Source organism: Algibacter sp. TI.3.09 (assembly GCF_038154905.1).
GTDB lineage: Bacteria > Bacteroidota > Bacteroidia > Flavobacteriales > Flavobacteriaceae > Algibacter.
On sequence record NZ_JBAKAN010000002.1, the window covers coordinates 279,226 to 298,159 of the forward strand.

13 protein-coding genes are annotated in these 18,934 nt (G+C 34.0%); 4 read left to right on the plus strand and 9 right to left on the minus strand.

All coding sequences use genetic code 11. The features are described 5' to 3' along the window. Window positions 1-18: 18 nt before the first annotated feature. On the plus strand, window positions 19-2,325 hold the full coding sequence (locus V6246_RS09000; RefSeq protein WP_341560707.1) for an inorganic phosphate transporter: 2,307 nt from the start codon (window positions 19-21) through the stop codon (window positions 2,323-2,325). Between the two features lie 85 nt (window positions 2,326-2,410). After that, window positions 2,411-2,692 carry a pyrimidine/purine nucleoside phosphorylase gene (gene ppnP / locus V6246_RS09005; protein WP_159018599.1) on the plus strand — a complete coding sequence of 94 codons (282 nt, stop codon included), beginning with the start codon at window positions 2,411-2,413 and terminating at the stop codon, window positions 2,690-2,692. An 84-nt stretch (window positions 2,693-2,776) separates the two neighbouring features. On the opposite strand, the gene V6246_RS09010 is transcribed toward ppnP, so the two are convergent. The 4 genes from V6246_RS09010 to V6246_RS09025 form a co-directional block, all read right to left on the minus strand. After that, complete coding sequence (locus tag V6246_RS09010) at window positions 2,777-3,517, minus strand: succinate dehydrogenase/fumarate reductase iron-sulfur subunit (protein ID WP_304405480.1); 741 nt, start codon at window positions 3,515-3,517, stop codon at window positions 2,777-2,779. 12 nt (window positions 3,518-3,529) lie between these two features. Next, the gene (locus V6246_RS09015) at window positions 3,530-5,542 is read right to left on the minus strand and encodes a fumarate reductase/succinate dehydrogenase flavoprotein subunit (RefSeq protein WP_341560085.1); all 2,013 of its coding nucleotides are present in this window, start codon (window positions 5,540-5,542) and stop codon (window positions 3,530-3,532) included. Window positions 5,543-5,554: 12 nt separating this feature from the next. After that, window positions 5,555-6,232: a succinate dehydrogenase cytochrome b subunit gene (locus V6246_RS09020; RefSeq protein WP_341560086.1), complete on the minus strand. Its 678-nt coding sequence runs from the start codon at window positions 6,230-6,232 to the stop codon at window positions 5,555-5,557. Between the two features lie 182 nt (window positions 6,233-6,414). Continuing rightward, window positions 6,415-8,142: a T9SS type A sorting domain-containing protein gene (locus V6246_RS09025; protein WP_341560087.1), complete on the minus strand. Its 1,728-nt coding sequence runs from the start codon at window positions 8,140-8,142 to the stop codon at window positions 6,415-6,417. Window positions 8,143-8,295: 153 nt separating this feature from the next. Here V6246_RS09025 and V6246_RS09030 point away from each other — a divergent pair, with 153 nt between their 5' ends. Beyond that, the gene (locus V6246_RS09030; protein WP_341560088.1) at window positions 8,296-9,588 is read left to right on the plus strand and encodes an aminopeptidase P family protein; all 1,293 of its coding nucleotides are present in this window, start codon (window positions 8,296-8,298) and stop codon (window positions 9,586-9,588) included. A 97-nt stretch (window positions 9,589-9,685) separates the two neighbouring features. On the opposite strand, the gene V6246_RS09035 is transcribed toward V6246_RS09030, so the two are convergent. From V6246_RS09035 to V6246_RS09050, 4 genes are all read right to left on the minus strand, one after another. Continuing rightward, complete coding sequence (locus tag V6246_RS09035; protein ID WP_341560089.1) at window positions 9,686-14,119, minus strand: chemotaxis protein CheB; 4,434 nt, start codon at window positions 14,117-14,119, stop codon at window positions 9,686-9,688. A gap of 132 nt (window positions 14,120-14,251) precedes the next feature. Next, entirely contained in the window at window positions 14,252-14,830 is a 579-nt protein-coding gene (nadD, locus tag V6246_RS09040) for a nicotinate (nicotinamide) nucleotide adenylyltransferase (protein ID WP_341560090.1), read from the minus strand. A 12-nt stretch (window positions 14,831-14,842) separates the two neighbouring features. Continuing rightward, window positions 14,843-15,430, minus strand: coding sequence for a guanylate kinase (gene gmk / locus V6246_RS09045; protein WP_341560091.1), 588 nt, complete (start codon window positions 15,428-15,430; stop codon window positions 14,843-14,845). 18 nt (window positions 15,431-15,448) lie between these two features. Continuing rightward, window positions 15,449-16,306 carry a YicC/YloC family endoribonuclease gene (locus tag V6246_RS09050; protein WP_341560092.1) on the minus strand — a complete coding sequence of 286 codons (858 nt, stop codon included), beginning with the start codon at window positions 16,304-16,306 and terminating at the stop codon, window positions 15,449-15,451. Window positions 16,307-16,461: 155 nt separating this feature from the next. On the opposite strand from V6246_RS09050, the gene V6246_RS09055 reads away from it, so the two are divergent. After that, the gene (locus tag V6246_RS09055; protein WP_341560093.1) at window positions 16,462-17,577 is read left to right on the plus strand and encodes a formylglycine-generating enzyme family protein; all 1,116 of its coding nucleotides are present in this window, start codon (window positions 16,462-16,464) and stop codon (window positions 17,575-17,577) included. Window positions 17,578-17,669: 92 nt separating this feature from the next. Here V6246_RS09055 and dinB read toward each other — a convergent pair whose 3' ends face one another. Next, window positions 17,670-18,887 (minus strand): DNA polymerase IV, encoded by a 1,218-nt coding sequence (gene dinB / locus V6246_RS09060; protein WP_341560094.1) that lies wholly within the window; start codon window positions 18,885-18,887, stop codon window positions 17,670-17,672. Window positions 18,888-18,934 lie beyond the last annotated feature (47 nt).

An 18,934-nucleotide genomic window follows, 5' to 3' on the forward strand; every position in this document is an offset into this window, starting at 1 on the left:
TTATTTCAACCAGACACTATGGATAATATTTATTTGTACATGATTATCGCCTTAGCCATTCTTGCAATTGCAGATTTGGTAGTTGGCGTTAGTAATGATGCAGTAAACTTTTTAAATTCAGCTATTGGCTCAAAAGCCATTTCTTTTAAAACAATCATGATCGTTGCCAGTGTTGGTGTTGCGGTTGGGGCTGTTTTTTCTAGCGGAATGATGGAAGTTGCACGTAAAGGAATTTTTAACCCGAGCGAATTTATGTTTAATGAAATCATGATCATCTTTATGGCGGTTATGATTACGGACATTCTATTGCTAGATTTCTTTAATTCCGTTGGTATGCCAACATCTACAACAGTTTCTATTGTATTCGAATTATTAGGTGCCGCGGTTGCGATTGCCTTAATAAAAATCGGGCATGATGGAGGAGATTTCGGTGATGTTATCAACTACATAAACACTTCTAAGGCCTCCCAAATTATATTTGGAATATTGCTATCAGTGGTCGTCGCATTCTCCGTTGGTGCTTTTGTACAGTGGGTTTCTCGTTTATTATTATCATATAACTTTGAGAACAAAGCGCCATGGGTTGGAGCTTTATTTGGTGGATTTGCTTTAACTTCTATTACTTATTTCATTTTCATGAAAGGGTTAAAAGGCACATCATACGCTAAAGAATCTTTCGATATTTTAGGAGGTGGTACGATGTCTCACTTTTTAGAAACTAAAGTATTTGCTATTGTAGTAGTAAGTTCTATTATATGGTCTTTATTATCACTTGCACTAATTGTATTTGCTAAAACAAACATTTACAAACTTATTATTCTAGTAGGTACCTTTGCATTAGCATTGGCTTTTGCGGGTAACGATTTAGTAAACTTTATTGGTGTACCGGTTGCAGCTTACAATGCGTTTTTAGCCTGGTCGGCATCTGGAGTTCCTGCTTATGAGTTCCCTATGACGGTTTTAGCCGAAAAAGTACCAACCAATAACTGGTTACTTTTTGGAGCAGGGATGATTATGGTTTTAACACTTTGGTTTTCATCGAAAGCAAAGGGTGTTGTAAAAACATCATTAGATTTAGCGAGCCAAAGCGAAACTAAAGAGCGCTTTCAACCTAACTTTTTATCTCGTGGTTTTGTAAGGTCTGCTGTTTTAATATCTCAATTTACAGCTTACATTTTACCAAATAGCTGGCAAGCAAAAATTGACAAACAATTTGAAGTGCCAGTAATTGCAATTTCAAAAAATAAATCTTTAGAATTACCTGCTTTCGATTTAGTTCGAGCAGCTGTAAACTTAATGATTGCTGCGGTTTTAATATCTATAGCAACATCTTACAAATTACCACTTTCTACAACATACGTTACTTTTATGGTAGCCATGGGTTCTTCTCTTGCAGATAGAGCCTGGGGAGCAGAAAGTGCTGTTTATCGTGTCGCAGGTGTTATAAACGTTATTGGTGGTTGGTTCTTTACAGCCTTCAGTGCATTTACTGCTGCCGCTTTAGTAGCTTACTTACTAAACCTGAACATTACAGTAATGTTCCCTATTTTATTAGTAACTGCATTTGCTTTACTTATTAGAAGTTCTATTGTTCATAGTAAAAAATCTAAAGAAGTAAAAGCTGAAGATAGCTTGATAAAAGCTGAAAGTAGCTCTGTACAAGGTGTAATTCACGAAAGTGCTAACAACATAGCCAACGTAGTTAAACGTGGAAATAAAATCTACACAAACGCTATAAACGGTTTAGCAAAACAAGATTTAGTATCGCTTAAAAAGAACCAAAAACAGGTTAATAAACTATCGATAGAATTAGAAGATCTACGTAACAATATTTTCTACTTTATTAAAAATTTAGATGAATCTAGTGTTGGAGCCAGTAACTTCTACATCAATATTTTGGGTTACTTGCAAGATATGGCACAGTCTTTAGAATATATTTCTAAAGTAAGTTATAAGCATATTAATAACAATCACAAAAAACTTAAATTCAACCAAATTAAAGAGTTGAAAGAAGTTGATGCATCTGTAGAAGCTTTATTTCATGATATGAAATTAGCTTTCGATTCTCGTTCTTTTGAAGAAATAGGGAAGATTTTAAGAAGAAAAGAAGAAGTATTTAATATACTATCTGAAAAAATACAGAAACAAGTTGAAAGAACCCGTACTGAAGAATCTAGTCCTAAAAATACCACCCTTTATTTTGGTGTGTTACTAGAAACTAAAGATTTACTTAAAGCAACTATGAGCTTACTGGAAGAATACCACAATGCGCATGATGCTTCGGTTAAACCAGCAACAATTTCTAACAACGACGAAGAAGAATAATTTCATACTCAAATTATACACAAAAAGCACCTACATTTTATAGGTGCTTTTTTATTTTTGTAACTAATTGAAAAATTTAAAGTAAATGATATCTACAAACGAATATTTTGATGGCAACGTTAAATCTATAGGCTACAAATCTGCAACAGGAAAATCTACTATTGGGGTTATGGAAGCAGGAACCTACGAGTTCGGCACATCAGAACATGAAACTATGACGGTTATAGAAGGCGCAATGACAGTTAAATTACCAAACGCAACAGAATGGGTAACTTATAAAGCTGGCGAAGCTTACACAATTGATGCTAATCAAAAATTTCAAGTAAAAGTAAGTGAGCAAACATCATATTTATGTCAATACGCTTAATATCTAAAACGAAAATTTAAGGCATAAAAAAAAGCTTATATCTAATTGATATAAGCTTTTTTTATAAGTGTTATTATCTTGAAGTTATACAGAAGCTTTCATAAGCTCTCTATTCATTCTAGCAATATTGTCTAATGAAATTCCTTTAGGACATTCTACTTCACAAGCACCTGTATTTGTACAGTTTCCAAAACCTTCCAAATCCATTTGCGCTACCATGTTTTGAACACGCTCTGTAGCTTCTACACGACCTTGAGGTAACAATGCATACTGAGATACTTTTGCACCAACAAATAGCATAGCAGATGAGTTTTTACAAGTTGCAACACAAGCACCACAACCAATACAAGTTGCAGCATCCATAGCCTCATCGGCAGCAATTTTAGAAATAGGTAACGAGTTAGCATCTTGCGTATTACCAGAAGTGTTTACCGAAATAAACCCACCTGCTTGTTGAATACGCTCAAAAGATGTTCTGTCTACAACTAAATCTTTTATTACAGGAAATGCAGCAGCTCTAAATGGCTCGATAGTAATAGTATCGCCATCTTTAAACATACGCATATGTAACTGACATGTAGTAATACCACGATCTGGACCATGAGCCTCACCGTTAATATACATAGAACACATACCGCAAATACCCTCACGACAATCGTGATCGAAAGCCACAGGCTCTTCTCCAGTATTTACTAATTGCTCATTCAAAACATCCATCATTTCCAAAAAAGACATGTGTTCTGAAATATCAGTCACTTTATAATCAACCATTTGACCCTTTGAACTTGAGTCTTTTTGTCTCCAAATTTTAAGTGTTAAATTCATAATGTCTTTTTATTATTTGTATGAACGTTGTTTTAGTTCAATATCTTTAAATTCTAATTCTTCTTTGTGTAAAACCGCATCGCCAGGCTCTCCTTTAAATTCCCATGCAGAAACAAAAGCAAAGTCTTTATCGTTACGTTTTGCTTCTCCTTTTTGCGGACCATCTAACTCAGCAGACTCTTCTCTAAAGTGACCACCACAAGATTCTTCTCTTACTAAAGCATCTTTAGCGAATAACTCACCAAGCTCTAAGAAATCGGCAACACGTCCTGCTTTTTCAAGCTCAGGATTCATCTCACTTGATGTTCCAGGAACAGATACTTCTTTCCAAAACTCTTCACGAATGGCTTTAATTTCAACCATTGCTTCTTTTAAACCTTCAGCGTTTCTAGACATTCCACATTTATCCCACATCACTTTTCCAAGTTTCTTGTGGAAGTAATCTACAGATTTTGTTCCTTTATTATTTACAAAGAAATCTATCTTATCTTTTACTTCTTTTTCAGCTTCTTCAAATTCTTTTGAATCTGTTGAAATGGCACCAGTTCTAATATCATCAGCTAAATAATCACCAATAGTATAAGGTAATACAAAGTAACCATCGGCTAAACCTTGCATTAAAGCAGAAGCCCCTAACCTATTTGCACCGTGATCAGAGAAGTTTGCCTCACCAATACAATACAATCCAGGAACGGTAGTCATTAAGTTGTAATCAACCCAAACACCTCCCATTGTGTAATGGACAGCTGGATAAATCATCATAGGAGTTTCGTAAGGGTTTTGATCTATGATTTTCTCATACATCTGGAATAAGTTTCCGTATTTAGCCTTTACAATCTCTTGACCTAATGCTTTAATTTTTTCTTTTGAAGGATTCGTTATGTTATGAATTTTAGCTTGCTCTGACCCGTAACGTTCAAAAGCAGCAGCAAAATCTAAATAAACCGCTTCTCCTGTTGCATTTACTCCGTAACCAGCATCACAACGTTCTTTTGCTGCTCTAGATGCAACATCACGTGGAACTAAGTTACCAAATGCAGGATAACGTCTTTCTAAGTAGTAATCTCTTTCGTCTTCAGACAAATCGGTTGGTTTTTTACGACCTTCACGAATTGCCATAACGTCTTCCATATTCTTTGGAACCCAAATACGACCATCATTACGTAAAGACTCAGACATCAATGTTAATTTAGACTGATAATCTCCTGAACGAGGAATACACGTTGGGTGAATTTGAGTATAACAAGGGTTAGCAAAAAACGCTCCTTTTTTATGTATTTTCCATGCTGCAGTAACATTACTCCCCATGGCATTAGTTGATAAAAAGTATACGTTTCCGTAACCTCCAGTTGCAACAACAACAGCGTGAGCTGAATGACGTTCTATTTCACCAGTTATCAAGTTTCTTGCTATAATACCTCTTGCTTTTCCATCAACTTTTACAACATCAAGCATTTCGTGACGATTGAACATTTCAATCTTTCCACGAGCAATTTGACGGTTCATTGCTGAATAAGCCCCTAATAATAATTGTTGACCTGTTTGACCTTTAGCATAAAATGTTCTAGAAACTAGTACACCACCGAATGAGCGGTTATCTAAAAGACCACCATAATCACGAGCAAAAGGAACTCCTTGTGCCACACATTGGTCAATAATATTTGAAGATACCTCTGCTAAACGATATACGTTTGCTTCACGTGAACGATAATCGCCACCTTTTACAGTATCGTAAAATAATCTATATGTAGAATCACCATCTCCTTGGTAATTTTTAGCAGCATTAATTCCACCTTGTGCAGCAATTGAGTGCGCACGTCTAGGAGAATCTTGATAAGCAAATGCTTTTACATTATATCCTAACTCAGCTAAGGTAGCAGCGGCAGAACCTCCTGCTAAACCTGTACCAACTACAATAACATCGATATGACGTTTGTTTGCTGGATTTACTAAGTTTATTTTGTTTTTATAATCTGTCCATTTATCTTTAATTGGACCTTTTGGTACTCTTGAATCTAAAGCCATAGTATTATAAGATTAATGGTTAAAAAAATGATAAAGCGCAATAACAACAAATCCTAACGGGATAATAATAGAATAGGCTTTACCAATATTTTGTAATGTTTGTTTTCTTCCTGCTGTAGACCCCATAGATTGGAAAGCAGAAGTGAAGCCGTGCATTAAATGCAGTGCTAAAAACACAAAAGCAATTACATAGGCTACTACACGAGCAGGGTTTGAGAATTTGTGAACAAGCTCGTCGTAATAACGAAAACCTTCAACACCATCCATGGTTCCTGACCAATCGCCTTGAATAAATTTTGTGTTAATTTCTGGAAACCAAAAATCGATAAAATGTAATACAACAAATGCTAAAATGGCTACACCACTCCAAATCATGTTTCTGCTCATCCAAGAAGAATTAGCAGCACCATTATTTCTAGCGTAATTAACGCCATTTGCTTTTTTGTTTTTAAGTTCTAAAATGAATCCCATAATAAAATGAAATACCACTCCAAAAATTAAAACAGGTTGCAATGCAAATTGTATTAAAGGATTTGTTCCCATAAAGTGTGACACCTCGTTAAAAGTGTCTGGGCTAAATACCGATAGCATATTAATTGCAAAATGTTGTAACAAGAAAAACATGAGGAAGAATGCAGAAAGTGCCATAGCAACTTTTCTTCCAATTGAAGATTTAAAAAATCCGCTCATTATTTTAAAATTAGTTTATAGTCTTACAAAGGTAGTGAGCAAGCCTATTTTTAACAAGTTTTAAACGGTATTTTATTTTGCATTTAGAATGATTATAATTAAAAAACTCATCTTATATTTTCTTTAAACTAGAAAACATAAGATGAGCTAATTACATCTATAAACCTTTGTAAAAGATTTCTCTATTTCACGATAAGCTTTTTAGTAATTGTAGTTAAATCGGAATTAATATTTACAAAATAAAGTCCTTTAGAAATACCTGATAAACTTATGGATTGCACTCCTGAAGTATTCGAAGCATCGTGTTTAGATATTAAACGTCCATTTACATCGTAAATCACTACAGACTCTAAATTAATTGATGATGCTTTTTTAAGAAAGAACGTCTCACTAGCAGGGTTTGGATATAAATCAATACCACTTTCTAAAACATCTTCTTCTACGCTTAATTGCCCAGAGTATGCTGTCATTAATTGATAATCACAAACGGAATTCGTTGTACTCTTAGCAACAATAATTTCACCTGCTTCTTGATTTGTACTTGACAAAGTTCTTGTAACTTGTCCTGGACCGATATCAAAATCCATAAGATCCTCACTATCTATAACATGATCTAATAAATGCGCATGACCTAACTCGTGCAATACAACACTTTCAAAATCAATATCGAAAAAAGGTAAACCTGGACCATAATCCCAATTCTCTTGACTAGTAAATAAAATATCAACCTCAGCAACAACCCAATCACCACCATTACAACTATCGTAATAAACTATGGTTTCTCCTAAATAACCTTCAGGTAAAGTAGCACTAAACCCAATAAGGTTTAAGTTATCTATCCCCGAATTAGTTTCAGAAGTATCTTCTCCTAATATCCAGTTTATTTTAGTTTCATTACGCCAAGTATTTAATGCTCTAAGAAAAGCTGCAGCTGCTGCTGTATTTCCCGAGAAATCTGAATTCTGACTCCATGTAAAACCGCCATTTCCATTATCTCCATAGTGCTGAGCTAGATATGCTTGATTAGCATTAATATTATTTAATAATGCAAAAGGCACTATTAAAATATCTTCCGAAGTAGATAAATCACCATTAGCATCAACAACAGTAATAATTCCTGTTCCCGCCAAAGATGGCACCTCAACAGTAATTCTAGTATCCGTCCAAGTTAAAACTTGCGTACTTAAAGCATAAGTAGTAGATACTCCTCCATCACTAGAATTTGCAAAACCAACCTTACCTTTTACAGAACCAAACCCTGTTCCTGTAATCGTTAAAACACTTTCAGTACCTGCACTAATCTCACCTGGAGAATATGTAATACTGCTTGGCGCTAAAACTTTTGCACTTTTCGCAGCCTTATTTGCACGCTCTAAAGCATCAAACTCTAAAACTTCAGAAAAATTAGATTTTGTTTTAGATAGAATTTCAGTGTAAACAGATTCTACACTTTCCATTTTATGAAAAGGATTTGTTACAACATTTTTATTTAAATCGTATTTATAAAAACCTTGAACACCTGCGTAAGCTCTAAATGCGTTGGCATGATCAACAGCATCACTAGTTAAAGTAAATACTCCAACATCATTTGTGTCTAAATTTAAACTTGGCGATACTTTTTGCGCCATAGTACCAACAGTACCACCTTTAGTTACAACCTGAACAGTTGTTGCCGGCTGCCCTTTAAACACCTTATAAACCTCAACAGTATTTACTGTATAGATATTAGTGCGATCTGCATTCCAAAAAGATTCTTTTGAAATTACTTTTCCTTCAATAACCAAACTTGAAGATTCAATTTGCTGTGTCAGAGGGATTTCCTGTAGCATCACTTGGGCATTAAGGCTAGTTAAGCCTAAAAAACCGATTAATGCCGAAAGAAGCATTTTTCTTGTGTAATTTTTAATCATAATAACAATTTTTTATAATCGTGTGAGGGTGAATTAATTAGAGCACGCAATTTACTGCTTTTCATTTTTATTATCATGTTTTTTTATTAAAAACTTTTCTTTAAATAAAACCTTTATTTTTGCAGTACAATTCACTTTTAAAAGATTAGAATTATGAAATACAATCCAATTGACAACAAACTCTTTATAAAAAACAGAAAAAACTTTGCTAACAAAATGAAGAGTAACAGCTTAGCTGTTTTCAACTCTAACGATATTTACCCAATAAGTGCCGATAGCACTATGCCTTTTGAGCAGCATCGCGACATTTTTTACCTTAGTGGCGTTGACCAAGAAGAAAGTATTTTGGTATTATTCCCCGATTGCCCAAAAGAAAAACACCGTGAAATTCTTTTTCTAAAAGAAACAAACGAACACATTGCCATTTGGGAAGGAGAAAAACTTACTAAAGAAAAAGCTTTTGAAACCAGCGGAATAAAAACAGTTTACTGGTTACAAGACATGGAAAAAATCATGTTTGAAATCATGACACAATGTGATACCGTTTACATTAACACCAACGAACATTACCGTGCCAATGTAGAAACCGAAACGCGTGAAGATCGTTTTTCAAAATGGCTAAAAGATAAATACCCTGCACATAGCGTAGCAAAAAGCAACCCTATTTTACAACGTTTACGCTCTGTAAAAGACCCAATTGAATTAGATTTAATTCAACAAGCCTGTGATATTACCGAAAAAGGATTTCGTAGAATTTTAAATTTTGTTAAACCAGGTGTTTGGGAATTTGAAATTGAAGCAGAATTTATGCACGAGTTTTTAAGAAACAGATCTAAAAAGTTTGCTTACACACCTATTGTAGCTTCAGGAAACAATGCCAACGTACTACATTACGTAGAAAACAACCAACAATGTAAAGCCGGCGATTTAATTTTATTAGATGTTGGCGCAGAATACGCTAACTACTCTAGCGACATGACGAGAACCATACCTGTTTCTGGTCGTTTTACAGACAGACAAAAAGCTGTTTATAATGCTGTACTAAACGTTAAAAACGAAGCAACAAATATGCTTATACCAGGAACTGACTGGGCTGCTTATCATGCTGAAGTTGGTAAAATAATGACAGGAGAACTATTAAACCTAGGCCTGCTTGATAAAGCGGATGTACAAAATGAAGATCCAGAATGGCCAGCTTACAAAAAATACTTTATGCACGGTACTAGCCACCACATGGGACTAGATACGCACGATTACGGTATTTTAACAGAGCCTATGCAAGAAAACATGGTATTTACTGTGGAGCCTGCTATATACATCCCGAAAGAAGGCTTTGGAATTAGATTAGAAGATGATGTTGTTATCCAAAAAACTGGATCTCCTTTTAATTTAATGAAAAATATTCCTTTAGAGGCTGATGAAATTGAAGACCTAATGAATTCTTAAAAACTAAAAAAAGTCAACACAAAAAAAAAGCTGCCCGAAAAGGCAGCTTTTTTTTATATCTAAAAGATTAATTTCTTTTAATCATCTATTCTTAAAATCAATTTAACCATCTATTTAAAGTTTCGTATAACTGCTCCTTAATAACAGGTTTAGAGAGGAAATCTACACAACCTTTCTTATAACATTTTTCTTTTTCATCAGGCATAACATAAGCCGTTTGCATAATGATTTTTGTTTCGGGGTTTATTTCTAATATTCTTTCCATCGCATCAATACCATTCATTTCCGGCATCCTGATGTCAAGCAAAACAATATCGATATGCGGATTATCCTTAAATATATCTACGGCCGATTTACCCGTGTTTGCGAAAAGAATATCAGCCTCTGTCTTTTTCAATACAATTTTGAACAGCAATTGGATTAACGCATCATCTTCTGCAATTAAAATAGTTTTACCTTTTAAAAACGCTTCACTAATTGGAGCTACAGCTTTCTTGGTTTCCTTTTTAAATGCTGTTGATTTTAATGGTATAGTAAAATCAAATCGAGTACCCTTACCTAACTCTGACGTTAATTTAATTTCCCCTCCCAAAAGCGTAACAATCCCTTTGCTAATAGAAAGCCCTAAACCTGTACCACCATATATTGCACAGTTATCATAATTCACCTGTTTAAAACGCTCAAACACCTCATCGTGCTTACTTACATCAATACCAATACCTTCATCTTTCACAAAGAATTTCAAGTAATCGCTCTCTACAGTAAAACCAAAAGAAATTTCTCCTTTTTCTGAAAATTTTAAAGCATTGTTCAATAAATTAGAAATAACTTGCTGCAATCTTTGCTCATCAGTAATAATAACCAGTTTTTTTAATTCTTCTGGAACATAAGATTTTATTACAATATCATCTTTTCCTTTTACCGCCTTTAATTGATTGTATGTTATTTCAAGATTTTTTATAAGCTTAACCAGATGGCAATCCTTATAAACAATTTTAATTTCGTTAGACTCTATTTTCGCAATATCAATAATATCATCAATTAAATTTAATAATTGCTTTGAGCTTCCGTCAATAATCTCTAAATATTTTAATCGCTGTTTCCTGGTAATATCATCGTTTCTTAATAACTCGGCAAAACCAATAACACCATTCATAGGTGTTCTAATTTCATGACTCATATTAGCCAAGAAATAATTTTTATGGATACTTGCTATTTCAGCCTCTTTTCTTGCCTTAATAAGCTCAGCTTCATATGTTTTATGTTGCGTAATATCTTGCACCGCACCTTTGAGCGCAACAATTTTATCGTTCTCATCCCTTACAGCCTCACCCATAATACAAAGCCAACCTTTTTCGCCACCATTTTTCACAATCTCTAACTCTAAGTCATAAGAAACCCCTTTGGTTTGGCAGGCTTCAATGGCTTTTGATACAGTTTTCCAGCTAGACTTAGTAAACAGTCTACTACTCGACTTAACATCTGGCGGAGGCAAACTAGGGTCAAAACCATATATTTTATACAGCTCCTCTGTCCAACGCACCTTCCCTGTCTCAACATCTAAATACCAACTTCCAACATGGGTAATTTCTTGAGCACGGCAAAGCTCTGCTTCACTTTTCAGCAATTCTGCCTTCTTATTTTTCAACTCAGTAATATCTGCAAATGTAGCAGCAAACTCACCTCTAGCTGGACTAAACAAATGTACCTGATAATGCTTGCCTTCTTTAGTTGAATACTCTTTTATATATTGTTCTTTATCAGAAATTGCAGTTTCTCCAAAGGTTGCTATCCAATCTCCAGGATCATCTTGGATGTACGGCATAATATCCATTAACTTATTACCTACAAAATCTTTTCTTTCTAAACCTATTATTTTCTCAAATGCCGAATTAGCATCTATATAGATCCAGTCTATAGGTTTACCCGTTTTATCTGTTATAATTTCGCCGTGTAAAAATCCTTCGTTTAAATTATCGAAAAGACTTTTATACCTAAGCTCAGACGTTCTAAGTTCTTTTTCGGTTTCTTTAAGCTTATTAATATTATTTAAAGTAATAACAATACCACTTATTTTTTTAGATGAAGTAACAAACGGACTTGCTCTAAATAAATAATAGTTATGGTTTTTATCAGTTAGCTGTTTTTCTATTGTAATAAGTTTTTCTAAAACTAAACTCGAATCCTCTATAATCCCAGCTCTAGTGTCTTCCATAAAGTTTGATGTAAAACTAGAAAGCGGCCTACCATAATCCGATTCATGCAAATTAAAAACTTCCTTAAGTGCAGGCGTAAATTTTCTAATACGCAACTCTGTATCTAGAAACAATGTTGCTATTTCGGTGTTATCTAGCAAGTTTGTTACATCGTTACTTAAATTTGTAAGCTCTTTGTTTTTCTCCTGCATTTCAGAATTTACCGTATACAATTCTTCATTTACAGATTGTAATTCCTCGTTTGTACTTTGAAGCTCTTCATTAGAAGCCATCAGTTCTTCGTTAGATGATTGTAATTCTTCATTACTCGTCTCCAACTCTTCAATAGCGTTTTGTAATTCAGTTTTTACAATTCTAAGTTCGTTTTCTAAATCTTCTAAACGCTGGTTAGATGCCTCATCAACATCTATATTTTTAATAACAAGCGGCTCTTCGTATTCTAACACCTTGTCGTTACTGAACTCTATTAAATAACAGCCATTTAAATCATCATCAATACTAGGTTTATTAAATTTTAAATCGAAAGAGAAATTTTCTGTTCTGGTTTTATTAAGAACGCCTTTAATAACGATATCTTTATTTTCGCTTTCTAACCTTCTAACACCGCTTCTTATAAGACCGGCAACATCTGTATTTACTATTTTTAATAAATTATTTTGAAAAACGCCTTCGTTGTGAGACAAACGCTTTCCTGCATCACCATTGATGAAAAGAATATTGAAGTTTTTATCTATAAAAATAGATGCTGGACTAAATTTTTTACTTAAATATTTATGAAATACTAACTCCGGACTTTCTTTTACTCTATAGCTAGGAGATTGTATTGTTGATATTGGAGTTTTATATGAAATTGTAGAAACCCGCTCTAAACTGGAACTTTGAGACGGATATTTTTTTGTTTCTGAAATATTCTGAAATATTTTCCACTTTACATCAATAGTTTTAAAATGCTTTGACACCGAACCAAGAGACTCACTATTACCTAAAAATAAATAAGAATATTTATTTAGAGCAAACTGAAAATTATGCATCACCTTCTTTTGAATTTTATTATCAAAATAAATGAGTAAGTTTCGGCAAGAAATTAAATCCATTCTAATAAATGGAGGATCTTTTATTAAGTTATGATTCGAGAATACAATTTTCTCTCTAACACGTTTTATAATTTGTATTTTATCGCCAATTTTCAAAAAATATTTATCCAGATATTTCTTTTCAATCTCGTTAGCAATATTGATATTATACATACCAAGCCCGGCAACCGTTAAGGCTCTAGGGTCTATATCTGTACCAAATATTTTAAAATCAATATTAAGTTTATTGCTTTTAATATAATCATCGATTAAAATAGCGATGGAATACACCTCTTCTCCTGTAGAACAACCTGCAATCCATACGCGAACAGCATCATTCATCTCTTTAGCCTCACAAATTGCTGGTATCACTTTAGTTTTTAACAAACTAAAAGCTTCCGTATCTCTAAAAAACCGTGTCACTCCAATTAGAAAATCTTCTTTAAGCGCCTGTTTCTCCTCTACATTACTAGATAAAAAAGTTACATAATCGAATAAATACTCAATATTATTAATATTCATTCGTTTTTCTACTCTACGAATGAGTGTGTTTTTTTTATACTCCCTAAAATCTATTCCAGAAAATTTGTAAACAATAGTAAAAACACTATTCAGTACAGCATCGTCTGATTCTTTATCACTTAATTCTTCTTTTAACAATGATTTTTTTTTAAAATTCCTACTAATTACTTCAGCAATTTTTTCGGGGCTCGAAATATAATCTGCTAAATTAGTTGTTATCGCCGAGTTTGGCATGCCATCAAATTGTGCCGAAACAGGATCCTGCACCACTATAGTACCACCTTGTTCTTTTATGGTGTGTATACCCCTCGAACCATCAGAACCAGTGCCTGATAATATAATACCAACTGATTTTTCTTTATACTCTTCACCTAAAGTATGAAAAAATATATCTATCGGTAAATTCAAATTATTTTTAGGCCCTTTATCAAGAAGATACAACTGGTTACCTTTAATATGAAGGTTTTTATTTCTTTGATTTAAATAAATGCAATTCGGTTTTATAACTTGCTTATCTTCTGTAGTATAGATAGGCATCGTTGTATGCTTGCTAAGCAACTCGGGCATTAAACTTTTAAAATCTGGAGAAAGATGCTGAACAATAATAAACGCCATCCCTGTGTTGTTTGGCAAATGATCAAAGAGCGTCTGTATAGCATCTAAACCACCTGCAGAAGCTCCAATACCAACAACATACAAGTCAGAATTATTAATTTTCATCAAAAAAAATAAATTAGACACCTAAAATATAAAAAAAGAGCAATATTGGGCGTATTTTGTTAACAAAAAAAAAGAAAATTCCTTCAATTGGTGTGGTTTTCATACGGTTATACCGCATTACCCCTACTAATTTTACTTATAAAAATTCATATCGTCCAAATACTCCCACACATTTTCCGGCAACATAGGCTTTACATTTTTACCTGTTTTAATCGCATTTCGAATAAACGTTGAAGACAACTCCATTATTGGTGCATTAACAACATGTATTTTTTCATGGCCCGTAAATTGCGTATCTACTTTGCTTTCCGAAATACGTGGATACACATAAATATCATGGTTTTCTAAAATAACTTCGTAGTTTTTCCATTTATGGAAACTCTTCAAATTATCTTCTCCCATAATTAAAGAAAACTCGTGACTTGGGTACTTTTCTTGTAAGTGTACCAACGTGTTTACCGTGTAATTTGGTTGTGGTAAGTTAAACTCTATATCGCTAGGTTTAAGCTTATCGTAATCTTTTGTAGCCCGATATACCAACTCGAGTCGTTGGTAATTATCGAGCAAACTACTTTTCTTTTTAAATGGATTATGTGGCGTTACTACAAACCAAACCTGATCTAAATCACTATGTTCGGCTATATGGTTTGCGATAACCAAATGCCCAATATGTATAGGGTTAAACGACCCAAAATACAATCCAATTTTCATTAATAAATTATTTTAAGAATTCACAAAATCACTTACTAACGCTTTAGCTTCTGTAAGCGCATGCTCTAGAGTATCATTAACAACAATAACATCAAAAAGTGGTGCTGTTGCCAGCTCGGCCGATGCTTTAGCTACGCGCATATTAATTTTATCGGCACTTTCTGTTTTTCGTTTTTTAAGTCTAATTTTAAGCTCATCAATACTTGGTGGCTTAACAAAAATAGCTAAAGTTTCTTCTGGAAATTTTCTTTTAATTCGTAATCCGCCAGAAACATCAATATCAAAAATTACATTTTTACCTTTTGCCCAAATACGTTCTACTTCGGTTTTTAAGGTGCCATAAAAGTTATCGCGATAAACCTCTTCCCACTCTAAAAACTCATCATGTTTAATTTTAGATTTGAATTCGCTCGCCGAAAGAAAATAATAATCGGTTCCATCTATTTCGGTGCCTCTACTTTCTCTAGAAGTCGCAGAAATAGAAAATTCTAAATTCAACTCATCCAATCCTAATAAATGTCTAACTATGGTTGTTTTCCCCGAACCAGATGGTGCAGAAAACACTATTAGTTTGCCTTGTTTTTTATTTGTTGCTGCCATAAAAAATGATGATTTTCTTTAAAGTACGTTTAATAACTGTTCCTTAATTTTTTCTAATTCATCTTTCATTTGCACTACCAATTGTTGCATTGGTGCATAATTACTTTTTGAACCAATAGTATTTATTTCACGGCCCATTTCTTGACTAATAAACCCTAATTTTTTACCGTTAGATTCTTCCGAATTTATCGATTCTATAAAATAATTTAAATGATTCTTTAAACGCACTTTCTCTTCAGTAATATCAAATTTTTCAATGTAATACACCAATTCTTGCTCAAAGCGGTTTTCATCATATTTTTCTTTAAGTTCCGCAACACCTTTGTGTAAACGTTCGCGAACACCTTCAACACGTTCTGGATCCATTGCTATAACTTGCTCCAAAACATCGCCTATAGTATCTACACGATTAATAAAATCTTGTTCAAGCACCTTACCTTCGTTTAATCGGTAGCTATTTAAATCGGCCACAGCAGTATTAATTTCTGTCGAAATGGTGTTCCATTCGTTTTCGTCTATTTCTTCACGAACCGTATTTAATGCATCAGGAAATTTAACAGCCATTTTTAATAGCTCAATTTCACTACCGCTTACAACTTGCCTTAACTGCTCCATGTATTGCTTAACAACAGGTGTGTTAATTTGGGTAGATGTATCTTCTGCAGTAGCTTCTACATAAATAGAAAAATCTACTTTACCACGCACCAATTTATCGGCCAGAAGTTTTCGAATAGAAAGCTCCTTTTCTCTATAAATAGAAGGCATTCTAGCATTTAAATCTAAACTTTTACTGTTTAAAGATTTTAGTTCGATTGTTATTTTTTTCGTAGGTAATTGTAATACAGATTTTCCGTAACCTGTCATTGAATAAATCATACACCAAATTATATAAGTTGCACAAAGGTAATTAAAACCAAATGGATAGAAAACCGTTTATTAAATGTTAAAATAGATTCTTTGCTAAAAACTTAGATGCCTATTGAATATATTATTGATATTTTTGTTTTTCTCTTAAGTTTAAAACCAACTAAATGAAACAATACGCACATGCCTTTTTAGTGATTTTTATGATTACTGCTGTTTTTGGATGTAAAAATAAAAATGATGAAGCTATTGAGGTCTCTGATAAAACTGAAGCCATAATCGCTAAAAAAGCAATAAATGATAGTATCACCAACAATCCGCCAAAAGGTATGGTTTGGGTTCCTGGAGGTGCATTTTTACAAGGTGCGGTACCTCAAGATGATGTTGCTATGGATCATGAAAAACCTCAACACTCAGTAAAAGTTGATGGTTTTTTTATGGATATCACCGAAGTTACCAATGCCGAGTTTGCTAAATTTATTGACGCTACAGGTTATATAACCATGGCTGAACGTGAAATTGATTGGAACGAAATGAAAAAACAACTTCCTGAAGGTACTCCAAAACCACACGATTCTGTTTTGCAACCAGGTTCTTTAATGTTTAAAAAAACAAAATCGTCGGTTCCTAATCTATACGATTTCTCACAATGGTGGCGCTGGTCTATTGGTACAAACTGGAAACACCCAAGCGGACCAGATAGCAATATAGAAGGTAAAGACAACCACCCTGTTGTACATGTTTGTTATGAAGATGCTGAAGCTTATTGTGTTTGGGCAGGCAGACGCTTACCAACAGAAGCCGAATGGGAATTTGCAGCAAGAGCAAACCAACAAAACACAACCTATTTTTGGGGAGATGATCGCTCTGTTTTATCAAAACAAGCTAATAGTTGGGAAGGCGAATTCCCTGTAAACAACACACTAGAAGATGGTTTTGAACGCACAGCTCCGGTAAAAACTTACCCTGCAAATAATTTTGGATTATTTGATATGGCTGGTAATGTTTGGGAAATGACTACCGATTGGTACAACCTAAATTACTATAATGAAGTTGCTGCTACAAACACAACATTGGTTAACCCAAAAGGAGCAGATAAAGCATACAACCCTAATAACCCATACATAAAAGAAAAAATTATTAAAGGTGGTTCTTTTTTATGTAGCGACTCATACTGCGCTAGTTACAGAGTATCATCGCGTATGGGTACAAGTTTAGACTCATCTGCAGAGCATGTTGGTTTTAGAACCGTTGCTACTCCAGATATGTTAGCTAAAAAGTAAAAGAGAAAATTCAACTTAATAAAACCTTCATTTAATGCTCTAAAGGTATTAAAATGGAGGTTTTTCGTTTTAGGAAATTTTCAGAAGAAAAACTAACGTCTTCTATTTGGTAAAAGCGGCGGTGGCTCACCATTAAACGGGTTCCATCGACTAATACTTTTAGCCTCTAAACCTGCAGCACTCATTATTGCACGATCGCCAAAACGTTCCCGCATTTTATCTATAGCTTCGGTTAAATGAATTTGTTTTTCATTATCCTCAAACAAGTTAACCTGGTGACCTCCTTCTACTAAATGGCTAAATTTCACTCCAATTAAACGCACCAATAATCGGCGATTATATAGTTTTTTGTATAAATCTAAAACAACCGGAATAATATTATGATCCATGGCGCTATACGGAATACGCTGCTGCTGGGTATAGGTTTGAAAATCGGAATACCTAATTTTAAAAGTAACACAAGCGGTTAACTTATTCCCTCTTCGTAATTGGTAAGCTAAATTTTCGGTCATGGCTACAATAATACCTTTTAGCTTCGAGACATCAGTAGTATCTTTATTGAAAGTACGCTCGGTAGAAATAGATTTACGTTCCTGATATTGCACCACCGGACTATGATCTATACCATTAGCTTTTTTCCAAATACTTAAACCATTTTTGCCAAGCACTTTATGCATTAAATCCATTGGCATATCTTGCACCGTTTGAATTCGCTTTACTCCTAAATCGCAAAGTGACTTATAAGTAACCTCGCCAACCATTGGTATTTTACGCACAGAAAGTGGTGCTAAAAAAGGTTTTTCGGTACCCGATAAAATATTAATTTCATTATTAGGTTTAGCCTCTCCAGTTGCTATTTTAGAAACCGTTTTATTAATAGATAAACCAAAGGAAATAGGTAAACCGGTTTCCTTCATGATGCGTTGTCGTAATTCCGAAGCCAATTTATGGCAACCAAAAAACTTATCCATTCCGGTTAAATCGATATAAAACTCATCTATCGACGATTTTTCGTAAAGCGGCACACTTTCTTTTATAACATCGGTAACATCTTTAGAAAAATTACTGTAAACCCCAGAATTTCCTCGTAAAACTACAGCCTCCGGACAAAGAGATTTTGCTAAACGCATTGGCATTGCAGAATGCACACCAAATTTTCGAGCTTCGTAACTGCAAGATGCCACAACACCACGGTCTGATGTACCACCAATAAGCACAGGCTTTCCTATTAAACGACTATCGAGTAGGCGCTCGCAAGACACAAAAAAGGTGTCTAAATCCATGTGAACAATAGATCGGTTTTTACTCATTTTCGGGGTGATTTATGGACGCAAAGCCATGGTGATAATTCTGCATT